Source organism: Streptomyces sp. B15, from assembly GCF_018070605.1.
GTDB classification, from domain to species: domain Bacteria; phylum Actinomycetota; class Actinomycetes; order Streptomycetales; family Streptomycetaceae; genus Streptomyces; species Streptomyces smyrnaeus.
The window spans coordinates 15,740-27,067 of sequence record NZ_JAGPXJ010000097.1; the positions used below are offsets into that span (position 1 = coordinate 15,740).

The 11,328-nt window shown below is 69.6% G+C and carries 9 protein-coding genes; 4 read left to right on the forward strand and 5 right to left on the reverse strand.

What is annotated here, in order from left to right; translation table 11 throughout:
- Window positions 1-554: 554 nt before the first annotated feature.
- Together KBY19_RS30415 and KBY19_RS30420 are read left to right on the forward strand one after the other, a co-directional pair.
- Window positions 555-1,841 carry an acetyl-CoA carboxylase biotin carboxylase subunit family protein gene (locus KBY19_RS30415; RefSeq protein ID WP_210967144.1) on the forward strand — a complete coding sequence of 429 codons (1,287 nt, stop codon included), beginning with the start codon at window positions 555-557 and terminating at the stop codon, window positions 1,839-1,841.
- Window positions 1,842-1,884: 43 nt separating this feature from the next.
- Window positions 1,885-3,945 carry a CocE/NonD family hydrolase gene (locus tag KBY19_RS30420; RefSeq protein WP_210967140.1) on the forward strand — a complete coding sequence of 687 codons (2,061 nt, stop codon included), beginning with the start codon at window positions 1,885-1,887 and terminating at the stop codon, window positions 3,943-3,945.
- Window positions 3,946-4,056: 111 nt separating this feature from the next.
- Here KBY19_RS30420 and KBY19_RS30425 read toward each other — a convergent pair whose 3' ends face one another.
- From KBY19_RS30425 to KBY19_RS30445, 5 genes are all read right to left on the reverse strand, one after another.
- A complete protein-coding gene (locus KBY19_RS30425) occupies window positions 4,057-5,046 on the reverse strand; it encodes a zinc-dependent alcohol dehydrogenase family protein (protein WP_099885521.1) in 990 nt (329 codons plus the stop codon).
- Window positions 5,043-5,879 (reverse strand): carbohydrate ABC transporter permease, encoded by an 837-nt coding sequence (locus KBY19_RS30430; protein WP_247691591.1) that lies wholly within the window; start codon window positions 5,877-5,879, stop codon window positions 5,043-5,045. Before KBY19_RS30430 ends, KBY19_RS30425 begins: the two co-directional genes overlap by 4 nt.
- A 62-nt stretch (window positions 5,880-5,941) precedes the next feature.
- Entirely contained in the window at window positions 5,942-6,919 is a 978-nt protein-coding gene (locus KBY19_RS30435) for a carbohydrate ABC transporter permease (RefSeq protein WP_099885522.1), read from the reverse strand.
- On the reverse strand, window positions 6,916-8,289 hold the full coding sequence (locus KBY19_RS30440; RefSeq protein ID WP_099886947.1) for a sugar ABC transporter substrate-binding protein: 1,374 nt from the start codon (window positions 8,287-8,289) through the stop codon (window positions 6,916-6,918). The genes KBY19_RS30435 and KBY19_RS30440 overlap by 4 nt, the downstream gene beginning before the upstream one ends.
- Before the next feature lie 122 nt (window positions 8,290-8,411).
- Window positions 8,412-9,173: a DeoR/GlpR family DNA-binding transcription regulator gene (locus KBY19_RS30445; RefSeq protein WP_099885523.1), complete on the reverse strand. Its 762-nt coding sequence runs from the start codon at window positions 9,171-9,173 to the stop codon at window positions 8,412-8,414.
- A 606-nt stretch (window positions 9,174-9,779) separates the two neighbouring features.
- Here KBY19_RS30445 and KBY19_RS30450 point away from each other — a divergent pair.
- Window positions 9,780-10,454 (forward strand): LysM domain-containing protein, encoded by a 675-nt coding sequence (locus KBY19_RS30450; RefSeq protein ID WP_210967142.1) that lies wholly within the window; start codon window positions 9,780-9,782, stop codon window positions 10,452-10,454.
- 383 nt (window positions 10,455-10,837) lie between these two features.
- Window positions 10,838-11,293: an N-acetyltransferase gene (locus KBY19_RS30455; protein ID WP_307842274.1), complete on the forward strand. Its 456-nt coding sequence runs from the start codon at window positions 10,838-10,840 to the stop codon at window positions 11,291-11,293.
- Window positions 11,294-11,328 lie beyond the last annotated feature (35 nt).

Sequence of the window (11,328 nt, forward strand, 5' to 3'; positions counted from 1 at the left end):
TGATCGAAAGAGTGCTGATGCCCGTCACGGCCGCGCCGTCGAGGCCGCGTCCGGCGGCCAGGACGCACCGGCAACTCCCGCACGGCCACGGCGCCGAAGACCGGAAACCGAGGCAAGCGGGAGGCCCGCGTCGTACTCTGGAACGGCCAACACCTCACATCGGCGTGGAGCGAGGGGGAGCCCCTTGCCGAAGGAGGAGGTGTGGTATGGGTACAAAGGAGAAGAAGTCGTGGCTGGCCGAGATCGCTTCTCGGTTCGCAATCGCGGTCGCAGCACGGGCCTTGATTGCAGTGCTCTTCGACCGCGACTGAGCGACTTGGCCCCGCCGCCTTTTCGCTGTCCGCGCCCTGACGAACAGGCACGTTTCCCCGCTGCGCTGTCGGCAACCCGGTCCCGGCTGCCGGGGTCGGGCCAGTGCACCGGCGGCCCCGGGCCCCGCCCGGGACCACCGCACACCGACGTGGAGAGAGCACGTGTCGATATCCGAGAACACCGCAGACGACGCCGTGACCAACGCGGCCGCGAACGAGAAGAAGAACGTCTTCGTCCTGGGCATGGACGACGCCAACCGCACCACCCTCGAAGCGGTTCCCGGCGCGGCGAGCTACCGCTTCCATCCGCTGCTGACCCCCGGGGAACTGCAGGAGGACGAGGTGTCGGTGCCCGACCTGCTGGAGCGGGCGCGGGCCGTTCTGGACTCCTTCGACGGCAGCATCGACGCCATCGTCGGGTACTGGGACTTCCCCGTGAGCACCATGATCCCGCTCCTGGCCGAGCGGTACGGCACGCGCAGCACCAGCCTGGAATCGGTGGTCAAGTGCGAGCACAAGTACTGGAGCAGGCTGGAGCAGCAGAAGGTCATCGACGAGATACCGAGGTTCGGCAAGGTGGACCTGGACGCCGCGGAGCCGGAGCCCCCCGAGGGGATGCGCTTCCCCATGTGGGTCAAGCCGGCGCTGTCCTACTCCTCGGAGCTGGCCTACGGCGTCGCGGACCTGGAGGAGTTCCGGGCGGCTGTCGACAAGATCCGCGAGGGCATCGGCCGGCTCGGCAGGCCGTTCGAGTACATACTCGACCAGATCGAACTCCCCGAGGAGATGTCCCGGGTGGGTGGCATGGTCTGTCTCGCCGAGGAGCGGATGACCGGTCTCCAGGTCGCCGTCGAGGGGTATGTGCACCGGGGCGCCGTCACCGTCTACGGGGTGCTGGACTCCATCAACTACCCTGAGACGCCCTCCTTTCTGCGCCACCAGTATCCCAGCAGGCTCCCCGAACCCGTGCAGGAGCGGCTGGCCGAGGCGTCCACACGTGTCATCCGGCAGATCGGAATGGACTCGGCCACCTTCAGCATCGAGTTCTTCTACGACCCGGGGCAGGACGACATCAAGCTGCTGGAGATCAACCCGCGCCATTCCCAGTCGCACGCCGAGCTGTTCGACTACGTCGACGGCGTGCCCAACCACCACTGCATGCTCGCCCTCGCCTTCGGCCGCGACCCCGCCCTGCCGCACCGCGCCGGCCCCTATCTGTGCGCGGCCAAGTGGTACCACCGCTGGTTCACCGACGGAGTGGCCCATCAGGTGCCCTCCGCCGAGGAGATAGCCAGGGTGGAGGAGGAGATCCCCGGAGTACGCATCGATGTGGTGCCCGACGAGGGCCAGCGACTGCGGAACCTCTCACAGCAGGACAGCTACAGCTACGAGCTCGCGCACATCTTCACCGCCGGGGAGGACGAGAACGAACTGCGCGAGAAGTACGACCGCGCCATAGCGGCCCTGGGCCTGCACGGTACGGCGCCGACCGGTTCCGGCAGCGCCTCCGGCCAGACCCGGCCCGCTTGATCGCGCGGGACAGCAGCACGAACGTCGAGCGGAGACCGCGCCCATGCGCAGCGTGCACAATCTGCCCTACGAGACCAAGGAAGAGCCCGTCACCGTGCCGCTCCCGGACGGCACGCGGCTGTCGGCCCGGGTGTGGCGTCCCATCTGTTCGGACGAGGAGCCCATGCCGGCGGTGCTGGAGTACATCCCCTACCGGCAGCGCGATCTGACCGCCGTACGGGACTCGATCCACCACCCCTATCTCGCCGGCCACGGCTACGTCTGCGTCCGCGTCGACCTGCGCGGCACCGGTGACTCCGACGGGGTGCTCGGCGACGAGTACCTGGAGCAGGAGCAGCGGGACGCGGAGGACGTCCTCGAATGGCTCACGGCGCAGCCATGGTGCGACGGCAACACCGGGATGATGGGCATCTCCTGGGGCGCGTTCGCCGCCCTGCAGGTCGCGGCACGGCAGCCGGAGAGCCTGCGCGCCATCGTCATCGCCTCGTTCACCGACGACCGGTACGCCGATGACATGCACTACATGGGCGGCACACTGCTCTCGGACAACCTGGCGGAGGCGGGCACCATGTTCGCCTACAGCACCTGCCCGCCCGACCCGGCCGTTGTCGGCGACCGCTGGCGCCGGATGTGGCACGAGCGGCTGGAGGGCAGCGAGCCGTGGGTGCTGGAGTGGCTGCGCCACCAGCGGCGCGACGACTACTGGCGGCACGCCTCGGTGTGCGAGGACTACCAGGCGGTGCGCTGCCCGGTACTGGCCTCCAGCGGCTGGGCCGACGGGTACTCCAACGCCGTCACCCGGCTCCTCGCCCACCTGGACGTGCCGCGCAAGGGCCTCATCGGCCCCTGGTCGCACAAGTTCCCGCACCTGGGCCGGCCGGGTCCGGCCATCGGCTACCTCCAGGAAGTCGTCCGCTGGTGGGACCACTGGCTCAAGGGCGAGGACAACGGCGTCATGGACGGACCCATGCTGAGCACCTGGATGCAGGACAGCGTGCCCCCGTCCACCTCCTACGAACAGCGGCCCGGCCGGTGGGTGGTCGAACCCGAGTGGCCCTCGCCGTATGTCTCGCGGGTGGTCCACCCGCTCTCCCGGTACCGCATCGGCCGGCCGGAGGAGCGGGGGCACGAGGAGCAGGAGCACGGGGAGCAGCGGGACGAGGAGCCACCGGCGGCGCTGACGGTGCGCTCGCCGCTGTCGGTCGGCCAGTTCGCGGGTAAGTGGGCCTCCTACAACGCGCCCCCTGATCTGCCGTACGACCAGCGGGAGGAGGACGGCGGCTCACTGGTCTTCGAGACCGAGCCCCTCACCGAACGGGTGGAGATCCTGGGCTCACCGAGCGTCGAGTTGGAGCTGTCCGTCACCGAGCCGGTGGCGCAGGTCGCCGCGCGGCTGTCCGATGTGGCGCCCGACGGCAGCGCCACCCGGATCACGTACGGCTTGCTCAACCTCACCCGGCACAGCGGCACCGGCGATCCGGAGCCGCTGGAGCCGGGACGCCGCTACCGGGCCACCGTGCACCTCAACGGGGTGGCACAGGCCTTCCCACCGGGCCACCGCATCCGGCTGTCCCTGTCCACCTCCTACTGGCCGCTGGCCTGGCCGCCGCCCAAGCCGTCGCTGCTGAGCGTGTACGAGAACTCCAGTACGCTCACGCTGCCGGTTCGCACCCCCCAGGAAGAGGGGGAGGCGCCGCGCGGCCTCTTCGGCGAGCCGGAAGGCGCACCCCCGCTGACCACCACCACGCTCGTGCCACCCGAGGAACGCTGGGACGTCAAGCGGGACCTGATCGGCTACCAGCACGAGCTGGAGATCGTGAAGGACCGGGGCCTGGAGCGGTTGGACCACATCGGACTGGATGTCGGCCGCCGCGCCTACGAGCGGTACACGGCGGTCGCCGACGACTTCACCTCCGTGGCCGGCGAGTCCGTCTGGACGATGAGGTTCCGGCGGGACGGCTGGGAGACCAAGACCGTCACCCGCACGGTGCTGACCTGCACCGACAGCGCGTTCCATGTGCACGCCACGCTGGACGCCTACGAGTGGGGGAACCGTGTCTTCTCCCGCACCTGGAACGAGGAGGTGCCCCGCGACTGCCTCTGAGGCCTGCCCCGCGCCCCGAAAGGGGCGCGGGGAACTGCGCGCCCAGCCACAACGGACCCGCAGACTGCGCCGCGCAGAACGGGGCAGCCCTCCCCAGCAGCGCTCACTCCCTCACGGAACAACGACGATCTTGCGGCCCAGCCCCTCCGCGAAGCGGCCGAGCGCCTCCGGGTAGGAGGCCAGCGGCATCCGGTCCGAGATGAACACGTCCGGGTCGAGTATCCCGCCCGCGAACAGCTCGGCGGCCCGCTCGTAGCTGTGCAGCACGGCCATCGAGCCGGTGATGGTGATCTCCTGGTTGTAGATGCGGTACGGCTCGATGGTGGCCCGTGTCGCGTAGTCGGAGACGCCGAACTGGAGGAAGGTGCCCGCCTTGGCGACCCGTCCCAGGCCGTCCTGGATGGCGGCGGCGTTGCCCGTCGCGTCCACCACCAGATCCCAGCCCTCCGGCCGGTCCAGCTCCTCGGCGCTCGCCGCCGCCCCGCTGCACCCCAGGCTGCGGGCGGTGGCCAGTCGGTCCGGGTTGAGGTCGAGCACGTCCACGCTCGCCGCACCGGTTCGCTTGGCCAGCTCCAGCATCATCAGCCCCATGGTGCCCGAACCGTAGATCAGCACATGCGACCCGAGCTGGCTCTTGAGCACGTCGTAGCCGCGCACCGCGCAGGACAGCGGCTCGATGAGCGCGGCGTCCTGGGTGCGTACATGCTCGGGCAGCCGGACGCAGTTGGCGACAGGCGCCACGGCGTACTCGGCGGCACCACCCGCCCGGGACACCCCGATCGCGGCCCACCGGTCGCACAGGTTGTTGTGACCGCGACGGCAGTAGCGGCACTCGTGGCAGTACAGCGACGGGTCGACGGCCACCTGGTCGCCCTCGGCCAGCTCGGTCACCTCGCTGCCCAGCGCCACCACCTCCCCGGCGAACTCGTGCCCGGGAACCAGCGGCAGCGAGGGGGCGAACTCACCCTGCAGGATGTGCAGATCGGTGCCGCACAACCCGCACGCCGCGACCTTCACCACCACATCGCGGGGCCCGGGGGTCGGGTCGGGAATCTCCGTCAGGGACACCTTGCCCACGGACTCGACGAGTGCGGCCTTCATTTGACAGCTCCTAGCGACAGGCCCTGGACCAGCTTGTCCTGGGCGGCGAACCCTGCGGCGAGCACCGGCAGGGAGATCACGAGAGACGCGGCGCACACCTTGGCCAGGAAGAGCCCCTGGCTGGTGATGAAGCCGGTCAGAAAGACGGGCGCGGTCTGTGCCACGACCCCCGTGAGTACCCGCGCGAACAGCATCTCGTTCCAGGAGAAGATGAAGCAGATGAGCGCGGTGGCGGCGATGCCGGGCGCGGCGACCGGCGCGACGACCCGGGTGAGGACGGTGGGCAGCCGCGCCCCGTCGATCTGCGCCGCCTCGATCAGTGCGGAGGGCACCTCGGCGAGGAAGGACTGCATCATCCACACCGCGATCGGCAGGTTCATCGACGTGTAGAGGATGATGAGCAGCCAGATGTTGTCGAGGAAATCGGTGTTCTTCGCGAACAGATAGATCGGCAGCAGTCCGGCGACGATCGGCAGCATCTTCGTCGACAGGAAGAAGAACAGCACGTCCCGCCATTTGCGTACCGGCCGGATGGACAGCGAGTACGCCGCGGGCAGCGCCAGCACCAGCACGAACAGGGTGGAGAAGACGGAGGCCATCAGCGAGTTGGCCAGCGCGGGCCAGGGCCCGGCGCCGCCGCCCGCGCTGAAGAACTCGCGGTAGCCGTCCAGCGTCAGCGGCGCGGCCAGCGAGGGCGGATTGGTGGCGGCGTCCGACTCCGAATGCAGCGAGGTGAGCACCATCCAGGCGATCGGCAGCACGAAGATCAGCCCGCACGCCCAGGCCAGCAGACCCAGCGCGGCATTCTTCCGGCGGACGCTTCGCGGTGCCATGGCCGAAGCCTTCGGTGGCGCGGCGGACGGTGCCGCCTCGGGTGCGCCTGCGGTCAGGGCGCTCATGCGCGGACCTCCTCGCGGAACAGGGACGAGACCACCCGTAGCGCGAGGGTGGCGATGACCAGGGAGCCGATGACGACGAGCACACCGGCGGCCGAGGCCACGCCGTACTCATGGCCTTGGTAGAAGGTCTGGTAGATGGTGTACGGCAGGTTGGCGGTACCCAGACCGCCGGAGGTGATGGTGAAGACGGCGTCGAAGTTCTGCACGATGTAGATCGACCCCAGCAGCGCCCCCAGCTCCAGATAGCGGCGCAGATGCGGCAGCGTCAGATAGCGGAAGATCTGCCAGGCCCCGGCTCCGTCGATGCGGGCCGCCTCGATGGCGTCGGCGGGACGGCTCTGCAGTCCCGCGAGCAGAATCAGCATCATGAACGGCGTCCACTGCCAGATCAGCGACACCTGCACGGCGCCCAGCGGCATCTCGGACACCCAGTTCGGCTGGGGCGCCTTCTCGCCGAACAGCCAGTTGAGGACACCGTTGAACAGCCCGTACTCGGGGTTGTAGAGCACATGTTTCCACAGCAGCGCCGCGGCCACCGGCACCAGCAGGAACGGGGCGATCAGCAGCGTGCGCACCACACCGCGCCCCCGGAAGCTGCGGTCGAGCAGCAGCGCCAGCAGCAGCCCGAGAACGAGGCTGACCAGCACGACGACGGCGGTCAGCAGCGCGGTCGTCACCACCGAGTCGCGCAGCTCGGGATCGCTGAGCACCTCCTGGTAGTTCTCGAAGCCTCCGAAGGAGCGTGCTTCGGGGTAGAGCGCGTTCCAGTCGAAGAACGAGATCACCAGCGTGGCCACGAACGGCAGCTGAGTGACGACGATCATGAAGACCAGCGCGGGCAGCAGCGGAGCGCGGGTCACCCAGCCCCGCAGCCGGTTCGGCGGGCCCTTGGGGGCGGCGGTGGCGGTGCGGGCGGCCGGCGGGCGCTCCTCGTCGTGCGCGCCCGGGGCCGGAGTGGTGGTCGGAGTGCTCATCGGCCTCGCCCCTCGTACTCGTCGGAGACCTCCTGCGCCAGCTGCTGGGCCTTGCGCAGCGCCTTGTCCACCGACTGGCGGCCCGCGATGGCGGCACTGATCTCGTGGGAGACCTTGGTGCCCAGATCGGAGAACTCCGGAATGTCCACGAACTGAATGCCGATCGTGGGGCGCTTCTGCACCCCCGGGTCCCGGGGCCTGGCGTTGGTGATGGCCTCGCGGGTGACCTCGTGGAAGGCACCGGCCGCCTTCTTGTACTCGGGCAGTTCATAGGTGGAGGCCCGCTTGCCCGCGGGGACGTTGGCCCAGCCGAACTCCTTGCCGACCAGCTTCTCGTACTCCTTGCCGGACGCCCAGGAGATGAACTTCCACGCCTTGTCCGGGTTGCGGCTCGTCTTCTGGATGCCCCAGGCCCAGGTGTAGAGCCAGCCGGAGCTCTCGGTCTTGACGACCGGTGCGGGAACGTAGCCGATCTTCCCCTTCACCTTGGACTTCTCGCTCTCCAAGGAGCCGGCGCCCGCCGTCGCGTCGTACCACATGGCGGTCTTGCCCTGTGTCATGTTGTTGAGGCACTCGGCGTACCCGGACTGGGCCGCGCCGGACTCGCCGTGCTTGCGCACCAGGTCGACATAGAACTTGGTGGCCTTCCGGAACGCGGGGTCGTTCAGCCGTGCGTTCCAGTCCTTGTCGAACCAGGTCCCGCCGAAGGTGTTCACCACCGTGGTCAGCGGGGCGATGAGTTCGCCCCAGCCGGGCAGCCCGCGCAGGCAGATGCCCTTCATACCGCGCTCGGCGCCGTCCACCTTCGCGGCGAGCTTCGCCACCTGGGGCCAAGTGGGACGCTCGGGCATCTTCAGCCCCTCCTTCTTGAAGACGTCCTTGCGGTACATCAGGAAGGACGACTCGCCGTAGAAGGGCTCCGCGTAGACCTGGCCGTCCTCACCGCTGAGCGACTCGCGCACCGGCGGGAGGATGTCCTGCTGGTCGAAGCCCTTGTCCTTGCGGGTGTACGGCGTAAGGGAGCGCAGCCAGCCGTTCTTGGCGTAGATCGGTGTCTCGTAGTTGCTGAGCGTCGCGACGTCGTACTGTCCGGCCTGGTTGGCGAAGTCCTGGCTGATCTTGTCGCGGACGTCGTTCTCCGGCAGCACCGTGAACTTGACCTTGATGCCGGTCTCTTTCGTGAAGTGCTTGGCGGTCAGCTTCTGCAGCTCCAGCATCTGCGGGTTGTTCACCATCAGGACGTTGATCGTGTCGCCGCCGGAGCCGATGGCGCCCGCCCCCGCGCAGGCGGACAGCGCGAGCAGCGCGCTCGCCGTGGCGGCGGCGGTGCCCGCCCTGACCGCCCTGACCCGGCGTGGTCGGCTGCGTATCCGGCCCTGCGGACTGCTCTGACAGCGCATATGAACTCCTGGCGAATCGTGACATTACGACAATCACGGGCGCGTGGTGCGGCGGCCCGTACGAACGGGGAGGCAGCGGGGAAGGAGCGGGGTCAGACCCTGATGACCTGCGGCCCGCGCATCGCGTAGCGGTGTGCCTCCGGTGCGGGCAGGCTCGTGGAGGTGACGAGCGCCTCGAAGTCGCCCACCTCCGCGAAGCGGCAGAAGCTCACCGCGCCGAACTTCGTGTGCAGCCCCGCGAAGATCCGCCGCCGCGCGGCCCGCATCGCCTGCGCCTTGACCTCGCTGACCGCCGGATCCGGAGTGGTCAGCCCGTGCTCCCGGGAGATGCCGTTGGCGCCGACGAAGGCCAGATCGATGACGAACCCGGCGAGCATCTTGGTCGTCCAGTGCTCGACGGCCGCCAACGTGCCACCGCGCACCCGCCCGCCCAGCAGCAGCACGGTGAAGTCGCCGGCCGTCGCCAACACGCTCGCCACCGGCAACGAGGCGGTCACCACGGTCAGCTGCCGGTCCCGCGGCAGCGCCTCGGCGATGAGCTGTGGGGTGAAGCCCTCGTCGATGAAGACCGTCTCGGCGTCCCCGAGCAGTTCGACGGCCGCCGAGGCGATCCGCCGCTTCTCGGGCACATGCATGGTGGTGCGGTATGCGAGTGTCGTCTCGAATCCGGCGCTCTCCACCGGGTAGGCGCCACCGTGGGTGCGCCGCAGCAGGCCGTGCTCCTCCAGTACGCGCAGATCGCGGCGCACCGTCTCCTTGGCGACACCCAACTCCTCGGCCAGCTGAGCCACCTCGACCGAGCCCAGCCGCCGCGCCGTTCCGACGATCTGCCGCTGCCGCTCCGCCGCACTCATGGCCCCGTCGCCCCTCTCCGTTCGGTCACGGACATGCCCGTTCCTGTCCGTGTGGAGAGTTGTACCGGCCCTGAGTGGACACGGCCAGTCTCCCGGTCGAGAAGATCATGACCGCTTCTGCCCGTTTCCCGCACAGCCGGAAGCTCTTCTGGCCAGCCGATTCGGTAACTGTGGCAGAGAGAAGGCGCCCGTTGCGGGCGGCATCCTGCCCGTTCGGCGCCCGCCCCCCTCTTCGGACCGTACGGGCACACGGTGGCTCGCACCTGTCGTCAAGGGCGCGGGTCGGCGTTCCGGTGACCGCACCCCGGCGCCGCTCCCCGGGACGGGCAGGCGGTTGGCCGTCCCCGGACAACTCGGCGCGATACACACCCGCCCGTTCCCCTCGCCTGGACGGCATGCCGGTCGGATTGTCGCGTGGTGACGGGCCAACCGTGTCCAGATACCGCCCATCGGGGACGCCCGGTACCTCTGGACGAGTGAAAGATCGGCAAAGCAGAACGGATCGTCGGCCCGGAGCGCGTCTGACGGAGTTTGCTACGGCCCTGACGGGCTTTCCTCTGACCCCAACAGAGAGTCTTCGGGCTCGACGGTAAGGACTTGATTCAGATGCGTAAGACCAAGATCGCCACCTTCGGCGTCCTCACGGCGGCCGCTGTTGCCGTTCCGGCCGCACCCGCCTTCGCGCAGGAGGGACAGTCAGCCGAAACGCACACGCACACGGAGGCCCCGCAGCGTCAGGCCTCCACGACCAACAGCTACGAGGTGCGGTCCGGCGACACCCTCTCCGAGGTGGCGCAGAACCACGGCACCAGCTGGCACGAACTGGCCGAGCGGAACGGGCTCGCCGACCCCGACCTGATCTATCCCGGACAGCGTCTGACCGTCGGCGAGGCCACACCTCCACCCGCACCGACCACTCCGGACACGGCGGCCCCGCCCAGCGCCGAGCAGGACTCCGCACCACAGGCCCAAGAGGCGCCACCGGCCCAGGAAGCGGCCCCACAGCCGCAGCAGGCACCACAGAGCAGCCGCTCCACGGGCCAGGCGGCCCCGGGCGCCTCCATGGCGGAGAGCGCGGCGAAGGCGGAGATCATCCGCCGGGAGTCCAGCGGCAACCCCAACGCGCAGAACGGCAAATACCACGGGCTGTTCCAGACCGACCAGCCGTGGGGGAGAGGCACGGTCGCCGAACAGCATGCCGGTGCCGAGCGCTACGTCAAGGAGCGGTACGGCTCCTGGGAGGCGGCACTCGCCTTCCACAACGCACACGGCTGGTACTGACCAGTCACACGGTCCCCCGGTCCGCCCACCGTCACGGCGGGCCGGGGACGGCGTCAGAAATCCCCTCGGCGCCCTCCCGGAGGCGTGCTAGCCTCCGCGCGATGGTGCTCGACGGGGCACCGGCCTGAGCGAACGGGGAGATGAGTCGATGGTTGCCGTGGAGATCGCCGCGACACGCGGTGCCCGGACAGTTCTCATCTCCCGGGTCCCGGTTCTGAACTGAGCCCGGGGCGCGCCCGCCGACACCAGGGGGGCGTACCCCCTCCTCAGCACCGGGACCCCTCCTCACGAAGGTGTTCCCGTTGTCTCGACCACCCACGGCTGTTTTCACCACCCGCGCCGCGGCCGCAGGCTCCGCCGACGACGCCGCGGCGCTCCGCGAGATCACCCTCGCGGCCTTCCCGACCCCGCAAGAGGCGGGCATCGTCGAGGCGCTGCGCGCCGATCCGGCAGCGTCGATCGACGGCCTCTGCCTGCTCGCCGAGACCCCCGACGGCACCCCGGTCGGGTACGCCCTCCTCACTCGCTGCCACGTGGACGGCCACCCGGCACTCGCGCTGGCACCCTGTGCGGTGCTGCCCGCGTATCAGCGGACGGGCGCCGGTTCGGCGGCGATCCGCGCGGCACTCGCGGCCGCCCGGAGCCAGGGCGAGGATCTGGTGCTCGTGCTCGGGCATCCCGACTACTACCCGAGGTTCGGATTCGTGCCCGCCTCCCGGTTCGGGATCCGGGCCCCGATCGAGGTGCCGGACGAGGCGATGATGGCCCTCACCCTGGACGCGCACGTCGGCCCGGTGCCGTCGGGGGTGATCCAGTACCCGCCGGCGTTCGGGATCTGACAGCTGCGCGGCCGTCCTGACGAGGCTGCCGTGCC